The 21,760-nt window shown below is 64.0% G+C and carries 20 protein-coding genes; 4 read left to right on the forward strand and 16 right to left on the reverse strand.

Annotated features, from left to right (window positions below; all coding sequences use genetic code 11):
* Positions 1–39: 39 nt before the first annotated feature.
* Complete coding sequence (locus tag EN955_RS21320) at positions 40–243, reverse strand: DUF680 domain-containing protein (protein WP_013532451.1); 204 nt, start codon at positions 241–243, stop codon at positions 40–42.
* A 464-nt stretch (positions 244–707) separates the two neighbouring features.
* On the opposite strand from EN955_RS21320, the gene EN955_RS21325 reads away from it, so the two are divergent.
* Entirely contained in the window at positions 708–1,385 is a 678-nt protein-coding gene (locus tag EN955_RS21325; RefSeq protein ID WP_024504276.1) for a response regulator, read from the forward strand.
* Between the two features lie 13 nt (positions 1,386–1,398).
* The gene (locus EN955_RS21330) at positions 1,399–2,751 is read left to right on the forward strand and encodes a sensor histidine kinase (protein WP_024504277.1); all 1,353 of its coding nucleotides are present in this window, start codon (positions 1,399–1,401) and stop codon (positions 2,749–2,751) included.
* 28 nt (positions 2,752–2,779) lie between these two features.
* On the opposite strand, the gene EN955_RS21335 is transcribed toward EN955_RS21330, so the two are convergent.
* The 9 genes from EN955_RS21335 to EN955_RS21375 all read right to left on the reverse strand — a co-directional run bounded on the left by EN955_RS21335 (position 2,780) and on the right by EN955_RS21375 (position 13,036).
* Positions 2,780–3,658 (reverse strand): ABC transporter permease, encoded by an 879-nt coding sequence (locus EN955_RS21335; RefSeq protein ID WP_013532454.1) that lies wholly within the window; start codon positions 3,656–3,658, stop codon positions 2,780–2,782.
* 13 nt (positions 3,659–3,671) lie between these two features.
* Positions 3,672–4,526 (reverse strand): ABC transporter ATP-binding protein, encoded by an 855-nt coding sequence (locus EN955_RS21340; RefSeq protein ID WP_013532455.1) that lies wholly within the window; start codon positions 4,524–4,526, stop codon positions 3,672–3,674.
* A gap of 142 nt (positions 4,527–4,668) precedes the next feature.
* Entirely contained in the window at positions 4,669–5,655 is a 987-nt protein-coding gene (locus EN955_RS21345; RefSeq protein ID WP_245265360.1) for an ABC transporter substrate-binding protein, read from the reverse strand.
* Between the two features lie 203 nt (positions 5,656–5,858).
* Positions 5,859–6,638, reverse strand: a complete 780-nt coding sequence (dapB, locus tag EN955_RS21350) for a 4-hydroxy-tetrahydrodipicolinate reductase (RefSeq protein WP_024504279.1) — start codon at positions 6,636–6,638, stop codon at positions 5,859–5,861.
* 8 nt (positions 6,639–6,646) lie between these two features.
* The gene (locus EN955_RS21355) at positions 6,647–8,740 is read right to left on the reverse strand and encodes an ATP-dependent helicase (RefSeq protein WP_024504280.1); all 2,094 of its coding nucleotides are present in this window, start codon (positions 8,738–8,740) and stop codon (positions 6,647–6,649) included.
* A 97-nt stretch (positions 8,741–8,837) separates the two neighbouring features.
* Positions 8,838–9,011, reverse strand: coding sequence for a hypothetical protein (locus tag EN955_RS21360; protein ID WP_013532459.1), 174 nt, complete (start codon positions 9,009–9,011; stop codon positions 8,838–8,840).
* Between the two features lie 393 nt (positions 9,012–9,404).
* Entirely contained in the window at positions 9,405–10,571 is a 1,167-nt protein-coding gene (locus EN955_RS21365) for a M20 aminoacylase family protein (RefSeq protein ID WP_024504281.1), read from the reverse strand.
* 33 nt (positions 10,572–10,604) lie between these two features.
* Positions 10,605–11,831 (reverse strand): Zn-dependent hydrolase, encoded by a 1,227-nt coding sequence (locus tag EN955_RS21370; protein WP_024504282.1) that lies wholly within the window; start codon positions 11,829–11,831, stop codon positions 10,605–10,607.
* Entirely contained in the window at positions 11,828–13,036 is a 1,209-nt protein-coding gene (locus EN955_RS21375; RefSeq protein WP_024504283.1) for a diaminopropionate ammonia-lyase, read from the reverse strand. The genes EN955_RS21370 and EN955_RS21375 overlap by 4 nt, the downstream gene beginning before the upstream one ends.
* A 72-nt stretch (positions 13,037–13,108) precedes the next feature.
* On the opposite strand from EN955_RS21375, the gene EN955_RS21380 reads away from it, so the two are divergent.
* Positions 13,109–13,618 (forward strand): Lrp/AsnC family transcriptional regulator, encoded by a 510-nt coding sequence (locus EN955_RS21380; RefSeq protein ID WP_050580486.1) that lies wholly within the window; start codon positions 13,109–13,111, stop codon positions 13,616–13,618.
* Positions 13,619–13,699: 81 nt separating this feature from the next.
* Positions 13,700–14,842, forward strand: a complete 1,143-nt coding sequence (locus EN955_RS21385) for an NAD(P)/FAD-dependent oxidoreductase (protein WP_024504285.1) — start codon at positions 13,700–13,702, stop codon at positions 14,840–14,842.
* 26 nt (positions 14,843–14,868) lie between these two features.
* Here the strand turns inward: EN955_RS21385 and EN955_RS21390 are convergent, their stop codons facing one another.
* The 6 genes from EN955_RS21390 to EN955_RS34860 form a co-directional block, all read right to left on the reverse strand.
* The gene (locus tag EN955_RS21390) at positions 14,869–16,977 is read right to left on the reverse strand and encodes a molybdopterin oxidoreductase family protein (RefSeq protein ID WP_024504286.1); all 2,109 of its coding nucleotides are present in this window, start codon (positions 16,975–16,977) and stop codon (positions 14,869–14,871) included.
* Between the two features lie 82 nt (positions 16,978–17,059).
* Entirely contained in the window at positions 17,060–18,937 is a 1,878-nt protein-coding gene (locus tag EN955_RS21395) for an ABC-F family ATP-binding cassette domain-containing protein (RefSeq protein WP_024504287.1), read from the reverse strand.
* A 124-nt stretch (positions 18,938–19,061) separates the two neighbouring features.
* Positions 19,062–19,511, reverse strand: coding sequence for a MucR family transcriptional regulator (locus EN955_RS21400; protein WP_013532467.1), 450 nt, complete (start codon positions 19,509–19,511; stop codon positions 19,062–19,064).
* 162 nt (positions 19,512–19,673) lie between these two features.
* Positions 19,674–19,877, reverse strand: a complete 204-nt coding sequence (locus tag EN955_RS21405) for a hypothetical protein (RefSeq protein ID WP_024504288.1) — start codon at positions 19,875–19,877, stop codon at positions 19,674–19,676.
* Positions 19,870–20,817, reverse strand: coding sequence for a DMT family transporter (locus tag EN955_RS21410; RefSeq protein ID WP_024504289.1), 948 nt, complete (start codon positions 20,815–20,817; stop codon positions 19,870–19,872). The genes EN955_RS21405 and EN955_RS21410 overlap by 8 nt, the downstream gene beginning before the upstream one ends.
* Positions 20,818–20,862: 45 nt before the next feature.
* Complete coding sequence (locus EN955_RS34860; RefSeq protein ID WP_024504290.1) at positions 20,863–21,696, reverse strand: hypothetical protein; 834 nt, start codon at positions 21,694–21,696, stop codon at positions 20,863–20,865.
* Positions 21,697–21,760 lie beyond the last annotated feature (64 nt).

Here is a 21,760-nt window from a genome sequence, read left to right on the forward strand (position 1 = left end):
CTCCTGAGTTCAAGTTTGGGTCGATATCGGCAGTCGCGATTAGCGGCCGAAGAGGTTGCGGTCAGCGCCCTGCGAAGCGGGAGCCTGGACGGTCTGCGTCGACTTGGAGACCGAAGCGGTGATCGAATGGTCGACAGCGACGGCAGGCTGATTGGCGTTGGCCGAGCCATAATTGTCGCTGCCGGCAAAAGCAGTGCCCGTGGCAACGAGGATGGCGGCGGCGGTAAGAGCGATCTTGGTCATTTTAATTACTCCAGTATTTGTCATGTCCGTCTAGTGGCGTGCCCTTGGGAGGAATTTCGCGTCGCTCGGACCACCCCGAGATGGGCTCGCCCTGCCGCGGATTCCAATCACGAAGATGTTCCCCCGCGGCTCGAATCCAGGCCTTGAAATTTGACACAGGGCCTCGGCGGTCATAATTTAACTGTTTGAAATCAGACGGTTAATCGATAACGCCCATCACCAGGCGCGACCGCTCGCCAGGCCGGCGTTCACCATCTGCTACACAGTGCGTCAACAGAAATCGAACTGAACGGTTCGGTTTGAGGCGATTGCGCACCATCTGAACTTCTGGATCTCCTCCATTTGCCTTGCGGTTGGATCGAGATTATCGCTTGTGCACGATCATCAATCGGGCGCGACTTGGCGGCGCCAGTTGAAGAAGTGGCGGAAATCCGGGTGACCTGCACCCCAGGACAGCGATAGAAATGCGGTTGCTGCTTGTAGAAGACAATCGCGAGCTGGCGGATTGGCTGGGCAAGACCCTGCGTCAGGCGAACTATGTCGTCGACATCGTCCATGATGGCGAGGATGTCGAACACGCGCTCGCCGCCGGTGACCACGCGCTTGTCATCCTCGACCTTGCGCTGCCGCGCATGAGCGGGCTGGAGGTGCTGCGAATGTTGCGGACGCGCGGCAACCGGGTGCCGGTGATCGTGCTGACCGCAAACGCCAGTCTCGACGGCCGGGTCAAGGGCCTCAATGAGGGCGCCGACGACTATCTGGCCAAGCCCTTCCAGATCGAAGAGCTCGAAGCACGAATCCGCGCGCAATTGCGCCGTGCCAATGACCGCACCGCGCCGGTCGTTGCCTGCGGTGATCTCGTCTTCGACACCAACACGCGGCTGTTTTCGCTTGCCGGCGAGGCGCTGGCGCTGACACCGCGCGAGCATGCCGTGCTTGAGCAATTGATGGTCAAGGCCGGACGCACGGTGAGCAAGGCGGCATTGTCGGCCGCGATCTACGATTTCGAGACCGACGCCGATCCCAGCGCCATCGAGATCTACGTGCACCGCGTGCGCAAGAAGCTCGAAGGGTCGCGGGTCCAGATCGCCACACTGCGTGGTCTCGGCTACCTCTTGCGCCAAGACGATTTGGCGCCGTGACGATCCTGGCGCCATGAGGATCAACAGCCTCCGCCTGCAATTGCTGGCATGGGTGGTGCTGCCGCTTGCCGGGCTCGCGACCATCAACCTGTGGACCAGCCAGCGCAACGCACTGGCGACCGCGGACCTGGTCGCCGACCGGATGCTCGTCGGATCGGCGCGGGCGATTGCCGAGCAGGTCGCCATGGTCGACGGCGTGCTCGATGCCACGGTGCCCCCGGCGGCGATCGAGATGTTCGACACCGGCGACCGCGACAGCGTCTACTATCGCGTCGAGACAGCCGGCGGGCGGCTGCTGACCGGATATCCCGACCTGCCCGAAGCGCCGCAGCATGCCAGTGTCGAGGCCGCCTACCGCGATCACCAGCTGCGGCTCCTGACCCTTGGCCATGCGGTGATCGGCGCCGGCAACGACTCGCCAATATCAGTCACCGTGGGCGTCACCCTTGCCGGCCATGACGCCATGGTCAAACAGCTTTGGTTCAGCGCCTTTGCCCAGCAACTGGCGCTGGTGGCGATTGCCGGCGTGTTCGTGCTGCTCGGCTTGCGTCGCGGCCTGGCGCCGTTGATCCGGCTGCGCGATGCGGTACGCTCGCCAAACCGCAGCGACCTTGACCCCGTCGAAGTGCCCGGTGCGCAAAGCGAGATCCGCCCGCTGATCGACGCCCTCAACGCCTACATGGAGCGCGTGCGGGCGCAGATGGCGGCGCAACGCCGCTTCATCGCCAATGCGGCGCACCAGCTGCGCACGCCCCTGGCGCTGCTGTCGACACAGGCAAGCTATGCGCTTCGCGAAAGTGCCGCCGATGCCCGCCAGGAGGCGCTGGTGGCGCTGCAGGCGAGTTCCGGTAAACTGGCGCGGCTGGCCGAACAGCTCTTGACCCTGTCACGCGCCGAGCCAGGCAGCCGGCGGCCGCGCGCCGACCGCATTGACCTGGCGGAAGCCGCCCGGCACGTGCTGGAAACCCTGGCGCCAACGGCCATCGATCGCAAAATAGATCTCGGCCTCGAGGAGGCTGGCCCCGTTCCGGTCATCGGCGACGGCACCATGCTGCGCGAGATGATCGTCAACCTCGTCGACAACGCGCTGCGCTACTCCCGGGCTGAGGGCAGTGTCACGGTGAAGCTGGCGGCCATCGACGGCGAAGCCGTGCTGACGGTCGCCGACGACGGGCCTGGCATTCCGGCGGACGAGCGAGACCATGTCTTCGAGCGCTTCTACCGTATTGCCGGTTCGACCGAGGAAGGCAGCGGGCTGGGACTCGCCATTGTACGCGAGGTCGTCGAAAATGCCGGCGGCCGCGTCACCCTTGGGGATGGCGCGGCCGGCGGTCTGTTGGTTGAGGTCAGGCTGCCGCTGGCCTGACCGGTCAGGCTGCCCCTGGTCTGACCGATCACGTTCCCTGCTCGTTGAACGGCGCCGGCCGCCACTTCACGACATAGTTCTCGAAGCGGGTGATGATGAACTCCACCACCAGCGCCATGACAGCCAGGATGATCATCGCGGCGAACACGCCATTGGCGTTGAAGGCGCCCTGCGCGGTCGAGATCAGCAGGCCCATGCCTTGCTTGGCGCCGAGGAACTCGCCGACCACCGCGCCGACCAGCGCGAAGCCGAAGCTGACATGCAGGCTGGCGAGGATCCAGCTCATCGCCGAAGGAATGATGACGGTGCGGGTGATCTGGAACGGCGAGGCGCCAAGGATCTGGGCATTGGCGATCATTGCCCTGTCGGCCTCGCGCACACCCTGGAAGGCGTTGGCGAAAACAACGAAGAACACCATCACCACGGCAAGCGCCACCTTGGACGCCATGCCGAGGCCGAGCGCGATGATGAACACCGAGCCGAGCACGACGCGCGGCACCGAATTGGCGATCTTGATGTAGATCGAAAAGACATCCGCCAACAGCCGATTGCGGCCGAGGATGATGCCGGCGGCGATGCCGCCAAGGGCACCGATGACAAAGCCGAGGAAGGTTTCCTCCAGCGTCACGTAGATCTGCAGCCAGAGTGGGCCTTGCGAGGTGCCTTCGGTGATCCACGACCAGATCTGCTGCCAGATGCCAGAAGGGCTGGCGAAGAAGAACGGGTCGATGATGTTGTAGTCGGCGCCGAGTTCCCACAGGCCAAGGAAGACGACCAGGATCGCCAGGCGCAAGGAGATGACAAGCGCGTGGCGGCGGCGCAGCCTTGCCCTCGCCCGGGCTTCGGCAACGGCGATGGAAGCATCGCGGACGGCGGCCTGGTTGGCGGTCGGAGAGATTGCGGTCATGCTGTTTCTCCTTTCAATGTCCGGTCTGCAAGGTCCGGCTCTGGCCGAGCTGCACTTCCTCGCGCAGATCGTTCCAGATCACCTTGGCGATCTCGACGAAGTTCGGGTCGTAGCGGATGTCGGCCATGACGCGCGGGCGCGGCAGGTCGATGCGGTAGACGCTCTTGACCGTGCCCGGCCCAGCGGTGAGCACATAGACCTTGTCGGCCAGCGCCACCGCCTCCTCTAGGTCGTGGGTGACGAAGACAACCGAGGATTTCTGCTCCGACCACAGATCCAGCAATTCGTCCTGCATGGCGGTGCGCGTCTGCATGTCGAGCGCGCTGAACGGCTCGTCCATCAAAAGGATCTTGGGCTGGTTGATGAAGGTCTGCGCCAGCGCGACGCGCTTGCGCATGCCGCCCGAAAGCTGGTGCGGATAGTGCTTCTCGAAGCGGCCGAGGCCGACGCGGGCGATCCAGTCGCGGGCGCGGTCGTAGGCCTGCGCCTTTGGCGTGCCGCGATAAAGTGGACCGGCGGCGACATTGTCGATGACACTGCGCCAGGGAAACAGCGCATCCGCCTGGAAGACAAAGCCGATGTCCCGGCTGATATCGGTGACCGGCGTGCCCATGACGCGGACATTGCCGGTCGTCGGCCGCAACAGGCCGGTGACCAGGTTGAGCGTCGTCGACTTGCCGCAGCCGGTCGGCCCGACGACGCAGGCGAACTCGCCGCGCGCCACGGTCATCGTGAAATCGCGGATCGCCGTCATCATGTGCCCGTCGGGCGTGACGAAACGCAAGGTCACATCATCGATGGCGATCGCGGCGTCGGCTTGTGGCGCGGCCTGAGACAGCTTCTCGGCCGCCATGGGTTGCACTTGCATGGCGCACTCCTGTCGCAATGGGGCAAGGGAGCCCGCGGCAGTGCCACGGATCTCCAGGTGTTCGGGAGGCCGCGCCGCTGCTTTCTTGATTCAAGCAGCCGGCGCAAGCCCTTGTTATTCAACGAGTGGTAGGCTGGCGCCGCTATTTGGCGGCGTCGACGAATTCGGTCGTGTAGGTCTTCGACAGGTCGATCTGCTTGCCTTGCAGGCTCTTCGAGAATGTCGAGAGAACCTTGAGCACGGTCGGCGGACCATCGGCCGGCATGCGGCCATCCGGCGTGAACATCGCCTTGCCGCCGGCCAGCCCCTGCACGTAAAGGTCCCGGTTGCCGGCATAATAATCCTTCGGCATCTTGTCGGCGATCTCTTCGGCCGAATGCGTGGCGATGAATTTCATCGTCTTGACGAAGGCATTGGCGAGCTTCTGTGCCTCATCCTTGTGGCCTTCGAGCCAGGAGGACTGGACATAGAAGGACGCCGCCGGATAGTCGCCGCCCAGCGCTTCCTTGGTCTTTTCGGGCGTGCGCATGTCGACCAGGATGCTTGCCTCGCCGGTCTTGAGCAGTTTGGCGATGGTCGGCTCGGTGGTCATGCCGGCCTGGATCTGGTCCTGCTTGACAGCGGCGATGAAGGTGTTGCCGGCGCCGACCGGCAGCAGCGTGTAGTCGCCGGGCTTCAGGCCGCTGCGCACGGCAAGATACTGGGTCAGGAAATCGGTCGAGGAGCCGAGACCGGTGACGCCGAGCGTGGCGCCCTTGAAATCGGCGGGCGACTTGATCTCCGGGTGCTTGGCGGAGACCAGCTCGACCTCACCAGGCGCTTGGCTGAACTGGACGATCGACTGGATGTATTTGCCCTTCGACTGCAGGTCGACGGTGTGATCGTAGAAGCCGACAACGCCTTGGACGGCACCGGCCAGCAGTTCATTTTCGGCCTCGACCCCGGCGCGCGAGTTGAGCAGTTCGACATCGAGCCCCTGGTCCTTGAAGTAGCCGAGCTGCTGGGTGAGCACGGCAGGCAGATAGATCTGCTTTTCCATGCCGCCGACGATGATGGTGATTTTGTCGGCAGCCGAAGCCACCGTGGCGCTTGTGGCTGCAATAGCAAGGCTTAGCGCCGCTGTGCGCAGGGCGCACTTCGAGATGAAACCGGTCACGAAACTTCCTCCACTTGGGCGGCGCGCCATCCCGGCTGCGCCGCATTCCTCCTTACCGGCCGCTCCCGCACCGGTCACACGGCGAACGCCGTAATGACTTCATGGCACGCCCAAGCTTTCAGCTGGCTTTCAGTCGTTTTAACGGCCGTTGAAATGGAATCCGTTGTGGCTGCCGGTCACGGAGCGCCGAAACCGAGAACGTCGCGCATGTCGTATTCGCCGGGCGGGCGTCCCTCGAGCCAGAGCGCGGCGGCAATGGCGCCGCGGGCGAACATGACGCGGTCGCCGGCCGCATGCGACAAGGTCACAAGCTCGCCTTCGGCACAGAAGCTCACGCTGTGCTCTCCGACGATGCTGCCGCCACGCACCACCGCGAAGCCGATCTCACCGGGAGGCCGCGCGCCAATGGCGCCATCGCGTGCACGCCTTGCGACCGTCTCCAGATCAATGCCGCGTCCGCCGGCTGCGGCATGCCCCAGCATCAACGCCGTTCCCGATGGCGCATCGACCTTGTGGCGATGATGCGCCTCGACAATCTCCACGTCCCAGTCATCGGGGTCGAGTGCCCGCGCCGCCTGCTCGACCAGTCCGACCAGCATGTTGAGCCCGAGTGAAAAGCTGCCGGAGCGCACGATGGCAATCGTTTTCGCGGCGTCGGCGATCGCAGCCAATTCAGTCGCATCGAAACCGGTCGATCCGATGACCAGGGCCGGCCCGCCGCGCTCGGCGCAAATCCTGGCCAGGTCGACCGAGGCCGCCGGCGTCGTGAAGTCGATGACCACATCGGCCATGGCAAGCGCCTCCTCGCGGCTGACCAGCCCATCGCCGACAGCGCCGGGCCGATGGAACCGCGCAGCGAGCGCCAGCCGTGGATCGACCCGCACGGCGTCCGTCATCTGGCGGCCCATGCGGCCGAGCGCGCCGGCGATGGCGATCCTGATCGGCGGCTGCGGCATGGCCTCGGCTATTTCCACATGCCGCGCATGCGCGCGCCGATGTCGACGCGCACCTCCGGCCGGGCTGCCCTGCCCTGTGCTGCCTGTGCGCTCGGCCACGACACCTGCTGGAATGCGGCAAGGATCGAAGCCGGGATGAAACGGGTGCGCGAGGCATAGAGATGGCGGTCGCCGCGCGCCGCCTGGCCATGTGGAAAGAAACGCTGCGGCATGACCAGGTTGAGATTGTCCTTGGCCCGCGTCATTGCCACGTAGAGCAGCCGGCGCTCCTCCTCGATGTCTTCCTTGGTGCCGACGCCGAGATCGGCCGGGATGCAGCCGTCGACGGTGTTGAGCACGAAGACGTTCTTCCACTCCTGGCCCTTGGCCGAGTGGATGGTCGACAGGATCAGATAATCCTCGTCGCGATGCGGCGGCCCAGCCTGGTCGCTGGTGGCGTCCGGCGGATCGAGCGTCAGTTCGGTCAGGAAGCGCTCGCGCGAGGCATAGCCCGAGCCGATCTGCTCAAGTTGCAACAGGTCGGCCCGGCGCGTCGTCGCGTCCTCGTGGATGCGTTCCAGATGCGGCTCGTACCACAGCCTGATCTGTTCGAGGTCGGCCGGCCATCTGGCGGCGGCGCGCAGGCCGGAATAGAGCGAGACGAAGCCAGGCCAGTCATCGGCAGCGCGTTGCGGCGGACGCCAGCCGGCCAGCCCCATGGCCTCGTCCAGCGCCGTCGTCATGGTCTCGACGATCTGCGCGGCGGCCGAAGGGCCGATGCCAGGCAAGAGTTGCAATACGCGAAAACCGGCGACACGGTCGCGCGGATTTTCGGCAAAGCGCAGCACCGCCAGCACATCCTTGACATGGGCGGCATCGAGAAACTTCAGGCCTCCGAATTTGACGAAGGGAATGTTGCGCCGCGTCAGTTCGATCTCCAGCGGCCCGCTGTGATGCGAGGCGCGAAACAGCACCGCCTGGGATTTCAGCGCTGTGCCCGCCTCGCGCTCGGCCAGGATGGTGTCGCAGACGAAATTGGCCTGCTCGACTTCGTCGCGCACGGTCACCAGTTTTGGCCTGTCGCTGGATTTGCGCTCCGACCACAGGTTTTTGGTGAAGCGCTCCGAGGCTTCGCCGATCACCGCGTTGGCGGCAGCAAGGATGGTCTCGGTCGAGCGGTAATTGCGCTCCAGCATCACCACGTCGGCGGCTTGCGCGAACTGATTGGGGAAGTCGAGGATGTTGCGAACCTCGGCGGCGCGGAACGAATAGATCGATTGCGCATCGTCGCCCACCACCGTTAGCCCGGCGCCGTCGGGTTTCAGCGCCATGAGGATCGAAGCCTGCAGGCGATTTGTGTCCTGGTATTCGTCGACCAGCACATGGTCGAAACGCCCGCCCAGATGCGCCGCTATCTCGGGCTCCGCCGCCATCTGCGCCCAGTAGAGCAGCAAATCGTCGTAATCGAGCACGTTTTGCGCCTGCTTGGCCTCGACATAACCGGCGAACAATTCTTTCAGCTGCTCCGCCCAGCCGGCGCACCAGGGAAAGGCGGAACCCAACACCTCGTTGAGCGGCGCCTGCGCGTTGACGGCGCGCGAATAGATGGCAAGGCAAGTGCCCTTGGTGGGGAAGCGCGCTTCCGTCTTCGAGAAGCCGAGCTCGTGGCGGACCAGGTTCATCAGGTCCGCGGAATCCTCGCGGTCATGGATGGTGAAGGCCGGGTCGAGACCGATCTCCAGCGCATAGTCGCGCAACAGCCGCGCGCCGATGCCGTGAAAGGTGCCGGCCCAGGTCAGCGCATCGGTGATGACGGCTGCATCGCGGCCGAGCACCTCGCCGGCAATACGCTCGACGCGCCTGGCCATTTCGGATGCGGCGCGGCGCGAAAACGTCATCAGCAGGATGCGGCGCGGGTCGGCGCCCTTGACGATCAGATGAGCGACGCGATGCGCCAGCGTGTTGGTCTTGCCAGATCCGGCGCCGGCAATGACCAGCAACGGGCCGGCGATCTGACCGGCGCCGTGCTCGACGGCCTGGCGCTGGGCATCGTTCAGCCGCGCGAGATAGGCAGGCTGGACGGTCGGTTCCCGAAAGGTCGAATCAGCGGTGGCGAGGTTCATCGCCCATCAAGCATCGTTTCTGCTTTGTTCGCAACATCGATGCGGGCACACCTAACCCATGCAGGACTGGGGCCGGTCTGAAGAGAAGGGATCGCGGCTAGCGTTGCGGATCGACACCCATGTCGGCCGACTGCCGTCGCAAGGTCTCGCGATCGGGTTGCGACGGCGGCAACAGCAGCGGGTCGACCGTATCGGGCACGTTTTCGACCATCTTCCTGGCGATGCGATAAGTGACATAGGCGAAGGCGCCGGCGACGAGCAGACGGAACATGGTGCAACACTCCTTTGGAGCAGAACCAACCGTAGAAACAGCCTTTGGTTCCCTTGCCAATCGTCCACGCGCGCAGTCGAAGATGGAGGGCGGTTTCGCCGGCGCTCCCGATGCATTCTCGAGGCAACCGGAGGCGGAACTTGGCCTTTGCGAGGCTCGCGTGCTGCCGCAACCCGCTGTGGCGTCCCGGACGAACTTTTGGAGAAGAAGGCCGGCGCCGCTTGGGAGGAGTGAAGCGCCGGCCAAGCGGATAATTAGGTCCGCCGCACAGTAAGGCTAGCTGAGTCTTTCCCTTGCGTCATCGGAACATTGTTTTTGTTAACAGCGTATCTGCCCGCGACTCTACCCATATCCGGCTCGCGATACGCATGTTTGACAATCGTGACGCCGCGATCATCTCCCGGCCGCGAGCCTTTGCCTGACCAGCGCGACATGGAAATTCGTGCCGAACAACAGCCCCTCATCGTCGAAGTCGTAGCTGGAATTGTGCAGCGGCGCCGAACCCTCGCCATTGCCGAGGAAGGCGAAGCAGCCCGGCACACGGTCGAGGAAGCGGGCGAAATCCTCGGAGGCGGTCATCGGCTCGCGGGCGACGGCGATGTTGCCGGGTTCGAAGACGCCTCTGGCGGCGGCGAATGCGGCATCGACCAGTTCGGCATCGTTGCGCAGCGGCACGAACTCCCTGCTGTACTTGACCTCGGCGGTGACATTGTAGGCGGCGGCGATGCCCTCGGCGATAATGCGCATCTGCCGCTCGATCTCGGCGCTGACCTCGGGACGGAAGCTGCGCGCATCGCCGAGGATGCGGGCAAGACCGGGCAGAGCGTTGCGGGTGCCGTCGGTGATCAGCTCGGTCACCGAAACCACGGATATGTCGGCCGGACTCAGCCGGCGCGAGACGATGGTCTGCAGATTGGTTACCAGCGCGCAGGCGGCGACCAGCGTTTCGTTGCCCGCATGCGGCCGCGCGGCATGGCCGCCGAGCCCTTTGAGCACGATCTCGAAGTTGTCCTCGGCCGACATTATGGGTCCGGCACAGGTCTCGAAATGCCCGATCGGCAGGCCGGGCATGTTGTGCAGGCCAAAGATCTCGTCGAAGGGAAAGCGCTGCATCAGCCCATCGTCGAGCATGGCGAGCGCACCCCTGCCCCATTCCTCGGCCGGTTGGAAGACGAAGCGCACGATGCCGTCGAAACCGCCCTCACCGGCCAGCAGCTTTGCCGCGCCGAGCAGCATGGTGGTGTGGCCGTCATGGCCGCAGGCATGCATGATGCCGGGATTGCCGGACCGGTAAGATGCGTCCGATTGTTCTGATATGCGCAGCGCATCCATGTCGGCCCTCAGCGCAATCGCCCGGTTGCCGCTGCCGCGCTTCAGCGTGCCGACGACACCGGTGCCGCCGACGCCTTCGGTGACATCGTCCAACCCAAATTCGCGCAGTTTGGCGGCGACGAAGGCTGCGGTACGCTTCTCCTCGAAACCGAATTCGGGATGCGCATGCAGATCGCGCCGCCAGAAAATCATCTCCTGCTTCAGCGCGTCGCGATCGAGTTCAGACATTCTTCTGCCCCTTCTGCTTCTGCCCCTTCTGACCTACTTTGCCAGTTGCGCGGCCACATCAAGCAGGATGTTGGCGCCGGCAACAAGCTCGGCGTCATCGGTGTGTTCGCGCGGACTGTGACTGATGCCGCCAACGCTCGGCACGAAGATCATCGCCGCAGGCGCGATACGCGCCAGCATCTGCGCGTCGTGGCCGGCGCCTGATGTCATGCGCCTGACCCCGAGGCCACGGCGTTTCGCGGCGGCCTCGATTTGTTCGACGATGCGCAGGTCGAAGATCACCGGTTCGAAGCGGGCCAGTTGCTCGACCGAAACCGTCACGTTCTCAGCGGCGGCAAGCTGCTCGAGATAGGCGGCAAGCGCCGCTTCCGCCGCCTGCAGGCGCTGTTCGTCGGGATCGCGCAGATCGACGGTGAAGACCGCGCGCGAAGGGATGACATTGATGGCATTCGGCTCGAAGCGGATCGTGCCGACGGTGGCGACGGTCGGCGCGTTCGAGGCTTTGGTCCGGTCGAGCAGGAAGGTGATGACCCGGGCGGCGGCGTGGCCGGCATCGTTGCGCATCGACATCGGCGTGGTGCCGGCATGGTTGGCGACGCCGTCGATGGTGATGCGCTGCCAGGAGATGCCTTGCAGATTCTCCACCGCGCCGACCGGCAAGCCTTCGCGCTCCAGCACCGGCCCTTGCTCAATATGCAGTTCGAGATAGGCGTGCGGCGTGAGGAAGCCGGGCTCCCGGTCGCCGGCATAGCCGATGCGGGCAAGCTCCTGCCCGAGCACGCTGCCGTCGGTGCCGACGGCCGCCAGCACCGTTTCGGCATCGATGCCGCCGGCGTGGACCAGCGAGCCCATCATGTCGGGTGTGTAGCGTACGCCCTCCTCATTGGTGAAAGCGGCGACCGCGACCGGGCGCGACGGCGAAAAGCCCGTCGCCTTGAGCGTCTCGATCACTTCCAGCCCGGCAAGCACCCCGTAGCAGCCGTCATAAATGCCGGCATCGATGACGGTATCGATGTGCGAGCCGATGAGCAGCGGCGCTTGCCCGGTAATTTCCGGGTTTTGCCAGATGCCGAAAATGTTGCCGACCCGGTCGATGGCGACATCGAGCCCGGCCTGCCGAAGCCAGCCGACGAAGAGGTCGCGGCCCTGCCTGTCGGTGTCTGAGGCGGCCAGCCGGGTCAGCCTGCCCTCGCCATCCCGGCCAACAGCGCCGAGTTCGCGAATGCGGCCGAGCAGGCGCTGCGCATCGATGGCGATCATGCCGTTGCCTCGGCTGTCATCTTGCCTTCCAGCACATCGGTCGGGCTCATGCCAACCAGTTCGGCGTAGCGATGCGGGTCGGTGGCGCCTTCGGTGTTGATCACCAGCACCCGCGATTTGCCGTCAAGTCCAAGATCGGCCCGGTTGTCGGCCACCGCCCGGATCAGCCCGGCAAGGCCGACACCACCGCTTTCGCCGGCGACCATCACCGGGTCACCGCCGGCCGGCCAGGCCAGCCGCCGCATCACCGCGATGGCCTCGTCCTCATCCACCGTCATGAAGGCGTCGGCGGCGCGCGCCAGCACCCGCCAGGCGACCGGCGAGGCTTCGTAACATTCAAGCATGGCCATCACCGTCGGCTGGCCGTGCGCGACCTTGACCGGGCGCCCGACCTGGGCGGCTGCAAAAACACAAGCGGCACGCGCCGGCTCGACCACGATGAAGGTCGGCCTGGCGTCACCGAGCACGGTGGCCAGATGACCGGCCAGCGCGGCGGCAATGCCGCCGACACCGGCCTGCACGAAGACGTGGGTCGGCGTCCGAGGGAGTTGGCGCAAGGCTTCGCGTACGATCGCGGTATAGCCCTGCATGACCAGGCCGGGAATGCGCTCATAGCCCGGCCACGAGGTGTCGGAGACCACAGTCCAGTCCTTGTCGGCCGAAACCTGGGCAGCTTGCCTGACCGAATCGTCATAATTGCCGTGGACGCGGATCATCTCGGCGCCATAGCGGGCGATCGCCGCGATGCGCTCCTCGCTGACGCCGGCGTGGACGAAGATCGCCGCCCGCGCGCCGACGAGTTGCGCGCCTTGCGCGACGGAGCGGCCATGGTTGCCGTCGGTCGCACAGGCAAATGTCATCGCCGCGGCGACCGCCCGCACATCAGGCCGATCGAGATCGGCCACATCGAGGAGCCGGCCAAGGCGACTGCCGGCCTCCTCCAGCACCAGGCGGAAGACGGCATAGGCGCCGCCAAGCGCCTTGAAGCTGCCGAGGCCGAGGCGAAAGCCCTCATCCTTGGTATGGATGGCGCCCAGTCCGAATTCGCTGGCGAGCGCCGGCAGCGCATGCAGCGGCGTCATCCGGTGATTGTCGCGGTGGCTGAGAAAACGCTCGACCGTGTCGGCTCCGGCCACGCCAAGGGTTTCGGCATCGATCGGATCGAGCGGCCGGCGGTGCGATGCGTTGCGGTTGAGCAGGAACATTGGCCGGTCCCGTTGGTCAGCGAGAACATATTGCAGGAGCAACGCAAAGAGCGCTGTAATATGGTCTCTTAAATGCAAGTTTGTTTCGTCCAGGATATTCCATTGCCTGCATTGCCGTCCTCGCTCGATAGTTTCGATCTCGCCATCCTTGCCATCCTGCAGCGCGACAACACGACGCCGCAGCGGTTGATCGGCGAGGCGGTGAACCTGTCGGCGCCGGCGGTGCAGCGCCGCATCAAGCGCATGGAGCAGACCGGCGTTATTGCCGGCAATGTCGCTGTCGTCGAGCCGGCAGCGGTCGGCCAACCCATCACCATCTTCGTCGAGGTGGAACTCGAGAGCGAACGCGCCGAACTGATCGACGCGGCCAAGCGGCAGTTCTCGGCGACCCCTGAAGTCCAGCAATGCTACTATGTCACCGGCGAGGCCGATTTCATCCTGGTCATCGCAGTGGCCGACATGGGCGCCTATGAGGCGCTGACGCGAAAACTGTTCTTCGACAGCAACAATGTCCGCAAATTCCGCACGTTCGTTGCCATGGACCGGGTCAAGGTAGGGTTGACGGTGCCTTTGCCTGTCTAAATATTTGTCGCGCGGCAGGCCTTTACTTTCCCACCATGTTTTTGACATTCTCGGGCTGTGAATTCTGCCGCGGAGGCGCGCTTGGACGACACCACCCCAGTTGCGATCATCGGTGCCGGGCCGGCGGGCCTGGCCATTGCCGCGTGCCTGCGGCAGAGCGGGCAGGATTTCGTCCTGCTGGAAAAGGAGCAGCAGGCCGCACCCGCCTGGCGACGCCACTATGAGCGCGTCCATTTGCACACGGCCAAGCGCTTTTCCTCGCTGCCCTTCGCGCCCTTTCCCAGGGACTATCCGCGTTATGTGCCGCGCGATCTCTTCGTCGACTATCTCGATGCCTATGCGCAACGTTTCGATCTGAGGCCGCGATTTGGAGAAACAGTGCGGGCGATCACCCGGCGGGGCAGAAGCTGGCTCGTGGATACGACGACCGGCCCCTTGCATGCTTCAAACGTTGTGATTGCATCTGGCAACAACGCAGAGCCGCTGATGCCCGGATTTGCCGGCGCCGATACCTTCAAGGGCCGAAAGCTGCATAGCGCCGACTATCGCAACGCAATGCCTTTCGCCGGCCGGCCGGTGCTGATCGTCGGCATGGGCAATACCGGCGCCGAGATTGCGCTCGATCTGGTGGAAGGCGGTGCGCGGCCGACGATTTCGGTGCGCGGCGGCGTTCATATCGTACCGCGCGAACTGCTTGGCGTGCCCATCCAGATGATCGGCATGGCGGCGCGCCTGATGCCGCAGCGCATCAACGATGCCTTGTTTCCCATCATCCTCGATCTGGCGTTGGGCAGGCTCGGGAAATATGGGCTCAGGCGGCCGCAGCAAGGAATGCTGCAGCAGATCGCGCTCTCGTCGCGCATTCCGACGATCGATATTGGCACGGTGCGCAAAATACGCGAAGGCGCGATCAAGGTCGCACCCGACATTGCCGAGATCACCGAACAAGGCGCCCGTTTTACCGACGGCAGGCATGGCGAGTTCGACGCGATCATCTTCGCCACAGGCTTCCGGCCCGGCTACGCCAAATTGCTGGAGCCCGGTGTTCAGCCAGAGCGCAGCGGCGTCAATGCGAGGGCTTCAGAGCTTGGCCTCTATCTCATCGGCTTTCACAATCCGGTCACCGGATTGCTGCGCGAAATCTCGATCGAGGCCGAGCAGATCGCCGACGACATCAGTCTTAGGCGAAACCGAAAGAAGGTGGCCGAAGCCCTGCCGGTATAATTTGACGCGAGAGCATCTGAGTTCTCTCACCTTGCCGCGCGCAGCCAGACCTTGTTGTCGTGGAAGGCAGCACCCCCATAGGGTGCAGGCGCGTCGGCGCCGGTCAAAACGTTGATGCCCTCGCCGCGCTCATGGGCGCTGTTTGGCCAGATGCCTTCGGCGATCACCACGCCACGCTTGATGCCGTCGAACAATTTTGCATGCAGCACGACTTCGCCGCGCTGGTTGCCGACCTCGACACGGTCGCCATCGGCCAGCCCAAGTGCCGCGGCATCGTCGGGATGTAGAAGCAGTTCCGGGCGGCCCTCCCTGGCTTTCGACACCGGTGTTTCCGAGAATGTCGAATTGAGGAAGTTGCGCGCCGGCGACGTCGTCAGCCGGAACGGGTGGGCTTCGTCGGCGACCTCGATCAGGTCGACATGGTCGGGGAATTCCGGCAGCCGCGCCACCGGGCCGAACAGGCCCATGCTTTTGGGCGGCCGGTTGGGCGCCGCCTGCCCGGTCCAGTTGGCGCGGAAGCGGAATTTTCCATCCGCGTGGCCAAATCCGTTGATGAAGTGTGCTGCCTCGAAATCCGGCTGCAGGTCGACCCATTTGTCTTGCTTCAAGCTTTCGAAACTGCCCAGCCCGCGCTTGCCCAGGATGATGTCGATATGCTGCTGCTCGGTCAGGCCGAAACCCGGACGGTCGGCGACACCGAGGCGATCAGCCAATTGCTCGATGACGAAGTGGTTGGTGCGCGGTCCCTCCGGCGGCTCGATCAGCTTGGGGCCAAGCGTGATGTGCTGGTTGCCGCCGCCCTTGTAGACATCGTCGTGCTCGAGGAACATCGTGGCCGGCAATACGACGTCGGCAAGCTTGGCCGTGTCGGTCATGAACTGCTCGTGCACGCAGGTAAACAGGTCGTCGCGCAGGAAGCCTTGCGTCACCAACCGCTGCTCCGGCGCGACATTCACCGGATTGGTGTTCTGCATCAGCATCGCCGTCACCGGCGGGCCACCATAGAGCGCATCGCTGGCACCGGTCAGCACCGGGCCGATGCGCGAATGGTCGAGATAGCGGATCGAGGGATCGCGCATCTTGATGCCTTCGAGCACATCCTGGTTGAGCTTGAAGATGCCGGAATTGGAATGGAAGGCGCCGCCGCCCTCATATTGCCAGCTGCCGGTGACAGCCGCGATGCACGAGGCGGCATGCATGTTGACGGCGCCATTGCGCTGGCGTGCAAAACCATAGCCGAGGCGGAAATAGGTCTTCTTGGTCGTGCCGACGAGGCGGGCGAAGGCCTCGATCTCGGCGACCGTCAAGCCGGTGATCCCGGCCGCCCACGCCGGAGTGCGCGTCTCGAGATGGGCTTCCAGCCCTCTCGGGTCGTCGGTGTATTTCGAGAGATAGGCGCGGTCGGCCATATCCTCCTTGAACAGCACATGCATGACCGCGCAGGCCAGCGCGCCATCGGTGCCTGGCTTCAGCACAAGGCCGAGATCGGCCTGCTTCATCGTCGCGTTTTCGTAGACGTCGATGACGACGATCTTGGCGCCGCGCTCCTTGCGCGCCTTGATGGCGTGGGTCATGACGTTGACTTGGGTCACCACCGCATTGGTGCCCCAGATCACCACGCAATCGGATTTCGCCATCTCGCGCGGGTCCGGCCCGCGCAAGGCGCCGGCGCCCATCATCCAGCCGGTCCAGGCGAGATTGGTGCAGATCGACCCGAAAAAGCCGGAATATTTCTTGGCGTGGCGCAGCCGGTCGATGCCGTCGCGCTGCACCAGCCCCATCGTGCCGGCATAGTAGTAGGGCCAGATCGTCTCCGAGCCGTACCTCTCCTCGGCCGCAATGAACTTTTCGGCGACGAGGTCGAGCGCGGCCTCCCAACTCGCTTCCTTCCAGGCGCCGTCGCCCTTAGCGCCGGCGCGGATCAGCGGCTTCAGCAAACGGTCGGGATGGTGGACGCGGTCGGCATAACGCGCAACCTTGGCGCAGACGACGCCGGCGGTGTAGCTGTTGGACTTGGCGCCATGGACGCGGCCGATCCGATTGCCGTCGAGCAGTTCGACCTCGAGCGCACAGGTCGACGGGCAATCATGCGGACAGGCGGAATGGCCGATTCTGAGCTTGGCGTGCTGGTTCATGCGGCAAGACTAGCGGGTTTCAAAGGGCGCGTGTAGGGCCAGATGATTAGCCAATCTCCCCACCTGTGGGGAGATTGCGTAATCACTCCGCCGTGCCTTCCTCATACTCTGCCGACATGGACAGCCACTTTTCCTCGTGGCCGGCCAGCGTCTGGGCCAGTTGCGAGCGCTCCTTGGCCAGCCGGGTCGCCGTCGAGGGATCCTTTTCGTACACCGCCGGATTGGACAGTTCGTCCTCGATGCCGTCGATGCGCTTGCGGATGCGGTCCATCAGCGCTTCGGTGGCGCGGATTTCCTTGGCCAGCGGCTCGAAGGCGGCGCGGCGCGCGGCCGCATCGCGGCGGCGGTCGGCCTTTGACGCCTTTTCCGCCTCGCGCTTGCCGCGGCGGTCGCCGGACACGCCGGTGACCAGCGTCTTGTAGTCTTCCAGATCGCCGTCATAGGGGTTGACCGCGCCGTCCTTGACCAGCCACAGCCGGTCGGCGGTTGCCTCGAGCAGATGGCGATCATGCGAGATCAGGATGACGGCGCCAGGGAATTCGTTCAACGCATGGATCAGCGATTCGCGGCTGTCGATGTCGAGATGGTTGGTCGGTTCGTCGAGGATGAACAGGTTCGGCCCCTCGAAGGCCGACAGGCCCATCAGCAGCCGCGCCTTCTCGCCGCCCGAAAGATCCTTGGCGGCGGTGTTCATTTTCTCGGTGGTGAGGCCGAACTGGGCGACGCGGCCGCGCACCTTCGATTCCGGCGCCTCCGGCATCAACCGGCGGACATGCTCGTAGGCGTTTTCGTCCGGCCGCAGATCGTCGAGCTGATGCTGGGCGAAGATCGCCACCTTCAGCCCGGGCGCCACCGTCATGGTGCCGCTCTCCTGCTTCAACCGGCCGGACAGCAGTTTGGCGAAGGTCGACTTGCCGTTGCCGTTGGCGCCGAGCAGCGCGATGCGGTCGTCGGCGTCGATGCGCAGCGTCATCTTCTTAAGGATCGGCTGCCCCTCGGTGTAGCCGACATTGACGTTGTTCAGCGCCACGATCGGCGAGGCCACCGTCTTCACCGGCTCGGGGAAGGAGAACGGCCGCACCGAGTCGTTCACGAGGGCCGCGATCGGCTTCATCTTTTCCAGTGCCTTGATGCGCGACTGTGCCTGTCTCGCCTTGGAGGCCTTGGCGCGGAACCGTTCGACGAAGGATTCCATGTGCTTGCGCGCGGCTTCCTGCTTGACGCGGCCCTTCTCCTGCAATTCCTTCTGCTCGGTGTATTGACGCTCGAACTGGTCGTAGCCGCCGCGCCAGAAGGTCAGCTTCTTCTGATCGAGGTGAACGATCGAGTTGACGGCGCGGTTGAGCAGGTCGCGGTCGTGCGAGATCAAAAGCACGGTGTGCGGATACTTCGACACGTAGTTTTCCAACCACAGCGTGCCTTCAAGATCGAGATAGTTGGTCGGCTCGTCGAGCAGCAGCAGATCGGGCTCGGCAAACAGCACCGCGGCGAGCGCCACGCGCATGCGCCAGCCGCCGGAAAAGGAGGAGGCCGGACGCCGTTGCGCAGCGTCATCAAAGCCGAGGCCGGCGAGAATGGTGGCGGCGCGGGATTCGGCTGAGTGCGCGTCGATGTCGGCAAGCCGCATATGGATGTCGGCGATGCGGTGCGGATCGGTCGCCGTCTTTTCCTCTTCGAGCAACGCCGTGCGTTCGAGATCGGCCTTGAGCACGATCTCGATCAGCGCATCCTCGGTGCCTGGCGCTTCCTGCGCCACCTGGCCGATGCGGGTGCTCTTCGGCAGGCTGATCGAGCCTGTCTCGGACGGGAAATCGCCGGTAATGGCCTTGAACAGCGTCGTCTTGCCGGTACCGTTGCGGCCGACGAGGCCGGCTTTGGTGCCGGCTGGCAAGGTCAGCGAGGCATGGTCGAGAAGCAGGCGTCCGGCCATGCGGAGCGATAGGTCGTTGATGATCAGCATGGCCGCGCTTTTGCACCGGACATCAACGCTTCGCAAGGCCTTGCGGGCCAGTTGGCCGCACAAGGCCTCGAAACGACGCCCGCGAGGGCGCCGTCAAAGCAGCCGAACGGTGGCTTGCCTGCTCTCAGGCAGTCGCCTTGCGCTTCGTTGCCTTGGCGACAGCGGCCGGCGCTGCTGCCGGCTTGCGGCCAAGTCCCGTCGACTTTGCCAGCGCCGATCGCGTCGCCGAGTAGTTCGGCGCAACCATCGGATAGTCCGGCGGCAAGCCCCATTTGGCCCGATAGTCGTCCGGGCTCAGGCCGTAGTCGGTCCGCAGGTGCCGCTTGAGCGACTTGAACTTCTTTCCGTCCTCAAGGCAGATGATGTAGTCGGGAAATACCGACTTCTTCGGATTGACTGCCGGAACCAGGTTTGGTGTTTCCGCGACAACTGCACCAGCGAGCTTGCGAACCGAAGCACTGACGCTGGCAATCAACTCAGGCAGGCCGGAAGCCGGAAGGGGATTGTTGCCTACATAGGCCGAGACAATATCGGCCGTCAGCTCGATAACGGTCTTATCATCGATATTTGACAATTCTTTCACCTTATTTGCGACAAAATCCTCCACCCCAGCGAAGACTTGTGTCGATGTATCTCTTTAACCGCGTCCCCCAACGGACCGCCAAGTCTCATAAAAGAATGAAGAATCGGCCAAAATAGCATTCATGCGAAATCGACGCCGTGCAAATTAGAAAATCTAATACTTGGAACCAGCAGACTTAGCGGCAGGACTTTCGTCCAATATCTCCAGAATACGCTTCCAGCGGGCGCAGCGCGCGAAATCCTTTTGTTCTATCGCCTTTTCGGCCCTCATCGCGGCGTAAAGCGGCGCCTCGGCGCCGAATTCGTCGATCAGCCAATGCGCTTCCTGAATGGCCAGACGCTCATTCTCGTCAAACATGGCTTTCGGCCTCCGAACGTTCCACACCGACCGCGACACAACTGCCGATGACGAGGATGGCTCCGACAATGGCCGTCAGCGTCAGCCGTTCGCCGGACAAGGTCAAAAGCAGGGTCGAGGCGATCGGCGTGAGATAGGCGACCACCGCGACCCTGCCGCTGCCTTCAAGCTTCAAGGCGCGCGACCAGAAATAGTAGCCCAAGCCCATCGGACCGGCGCCGAGATAAAGGCCGAGAGCCAGGTCCGCGCCGATGGGCCAGGTGAAACCGTCGCGAGCGCACCACAGAAACGTCAAAGCGACGCCGATCAACGATGACGGCAGCAACAGGCGATCGGCTGGGGTGGCGACCCGTCCCACCATGATCGAATATAAGGCCATGCACAGCGCCGACCCGAATGCGGCGAGATATCCGACCAGATCGCCCTCGAACCAGGATTGGTTGCGCCCTCCCGAAATCACCAGTGCGACGCCGATGAAGCCTACCACCGCGGCGAGACCCAACAGTGCCGGACGCCGCGGATTTTCCAAGGCAATGACTGCCGCCGCGACCATCAACGGCCAGGTGTAGGCGACCAGATTGGCCTCGATCACCGGCATCGAAGCGAAGGCGATGTATTGCAGCACCATGGTGCCGACCAGACCGATGAAGCCGACCGCGAGAGAGATGAACGCCGCCCCGGCCGTGACCGGTGCTACTCTTTCCCGGCTCATCAATCGGATGGCCCGGCTCATCAATCGGATGGCGGCGAAGACGAGTGCAGCGCCTGCAAATTGCAGGAACTGGACCTGCGACACCGGGTGGCCGGCCAGCAGGGATTTGCCGACCAGGGCATTGGTGGACCACAACGCCACCGCACCGGCAGCGAAGACCAACGCGGATATCGAGCCGGATCCCTGCCGAAACAATCGGCATGGGATTCTATTTTGCTGTTCGACCATGATCCTGTCCGAAAACTGGTTCCGACTTTTCGGGATCATGGTTCACTACCATGATTCCCTGGCTCCGCCCGGAACCGGAGCATCGACGGCGGCGGGCACGGGATGCTCCGCCTCGAACCGACGGTAGGCCGGGAGCTGGTTGGTCCAGACATCTTCGGCCAGTTCGCTGACCCACTCACGGTCGTGGTCATTGTCGGCGGCGAGATAGAACATTCTGTTGTCGTCGACATAGGGTTTGGCCACCGAGCGCTGGTTGAGCACCAGCGTGACGCGCTCGCCGAACCGGATCGGCGCGGTGCGATGCAGGACGCCCAGGAACTGGCCGAGCGTCGCGTAGTTCATCTTGTGATCGATGCGCATGACACTGTTGCGCGGGATCTCGCGGCCGGATTCGAGAATGGCGCGGCCGGTTTCGGAGTCGTCGCAATAGATTTCGAGGTGGCCGCCGACCAGCGGATTGCTGATCGACAGCGGAATGAGCTCGGTGACCGGAACGCCATCGCAATGCCACTCCACGGCGCCGTCCCTGGGATTCATGAAGGTGACCGTCGAGCCGACGATCGACAGCGGATAGGGCTCCAGCTTGGTGCCCATCATGTCGGACAGCCGCTCCAGGCGCAGCTTGTCATGCAGCAATTCCCTGATCTCGGGGATGAAACGGTCGGCCCCGGTGATGAAGGTCAGATCGAGGTGCTTGTGCACGGCATGGCTGGCCTTGAGCTTCAGGGCAGCCTCCTCGATCGCGGCAAGCAGTGCCGGGTCATAGCCGTGCAGATATTGCGCGACACCGAAACTCGACACTTTCCAGGCGGTTTCATGGCCGATAATGGCTTCGCGGCTCATCGCATAACGCAGTTCGGGAATGGTATGGGCGTTCATTGTACTTCTCCAGGATGGGGGCAACACTTGGTAAACAGTCGATTAATTCACCCACCCCTGTAAA

The sequence above is a fragment of the Mesorhizobium sp. M7A.F.Ca.CA.001.04.2.1 genome, assembly GCF_003998485.1.
GTDB classification, from domain to species: Bacteria; Pseudomonadota; Alphaproteobacteria; order Rhizobiales; family Rhizobiaceae; genus Mesorhizobium; species Mesorhizobium ciceri.

What these genes read in the sequence shown, in the direction of transcription:
- EN955_RS21320 (WP_013532451.1), bottom strand. Translation starts at nt 243, where the DNA reads ATGACCAAGATCGCTCTTACCGCCGCCGCCATCCTCGTTGCCACGGGC.
- EN955_RS21325 (WP_024504276.1), top strand. Translation starts at nt 708, where the DNA reads ATGCGGTTGCTGCTTGTAGAAGACAATCGCGAGCTGGCGGATTGGCTG.
- EN955_RS21330 (WP_024504277.1), top strand. Translation starts at nt 1,399, where the DNA reads ATGAGGATCAACAGCCTCCGCCTGCAATTGCTGGCATGGGTGGTGCTG.
- EN955_RS21335 (WP_013532454.1), bottom strand. Translation starts at nt 3,658, where the DNA reads ATGACCGCAATCTCTCCGACCGCCAACCAGGCCGCCGTCCGCGATGCT.
- EN955_RS21340 (WP_013532455.1), bottom strand. Translation starts at nt 4,526, where the DNA reads ATGCAAGTGCAACCCATGGCGGCCGAGAAGCTGTCTCAGGCCGCGCCA.
- dapB (WP_024504279.1), bottom strand. Translation starts at nt 6,638, where the DNA reads ATGCCGCAGCCGCCGATCAGGATCGCCATCGCCGGCGCGCTCGGCCGC.
- EN955_RS21355 (WP_024504280.1), bottom strand. Translation starts at nt 8,740, where the DNA reads ATGAACCTCGCCACCGCTGATTCGACCTTTCGGGAACCGACCGTCCAG.
- EN955_RS21360 (WP_013532459.1), bottom strand. Translation starts at nt 9,011, where the DNA reads ATGTTCCGTCTGCTCGTCGCCGGCGCCTTCGCCTATGTCACTTATCGC.
- EN955_RS21365 (WP_024504281.1), bottom strand. Translation starts at nt 10,571, where the DNA reads ATGTCTGAACTCGATCGCGACGCGCTGAAGCAGGAGATGATTTTCTGG.
- EN955_RS21370 (WP_024504282.1), bottom strand. Translation starts at nt 11,831, where the DNA reads ATGATCGCCATCGATGCGCAGCGCCTGCTCGGCCGCATTCGCGAACTC.
- EN955_RS21375 (WP_024504283.1), bottom strand. Translation starts at nt 13,036, where the DNA reads ATGTTCCTGCTCAACCGCAACGCATCGCACCGCCGGCCGCTCGATCCG.
- EN955_RS21380 (WP_050580486.1), top strand. Translation starts at nt 13,109, where the DNA reads ATGCAAGTTTGTTTCGTCCAGGATATTCCATTGCCTGCATTGCCGTCC.
- EN955_RS21390 (WP_024504286.1), bottom strand. Translation starts at nt 16,977, where the DNA reads ATGAACCAGCACGCCAAGCTCAGAATCGGCCATTCCGCCTGTCCGCAT.
- EN955_RS21395 (WP_024504287.1), bottom strand. Translation starts at nt 18,937, where the DNA reads ATGCTGATCATCAACGACCTATCGCTCCGCATGGCCGGACGCCTGCTT.
- EN955_RS21405 (WP_024504288.1), bottom strand. Translation starts at nt 19,877, where the DNA reads ATGTTTGACGAGAATGAGCGTCTGGCCATTCAGGAAGCGCATTGGCTG.
- EN955_RS21410 (WP_024504289.1), bottom strand. Translation starts at nt 20,817, where the DNA reads ATGGTCGAACAGCAAAATAGAATCCCATGCCGATTGTTTCGGCAGGGA.
- EN955_RS34860 (WP_024504290.1), bottom strand. Translation starts at nt 21,696, where the DNA reads ATGAACGCCCATACCATTCCCGAACTGCGTTATGCGATGAGCCGCGAA.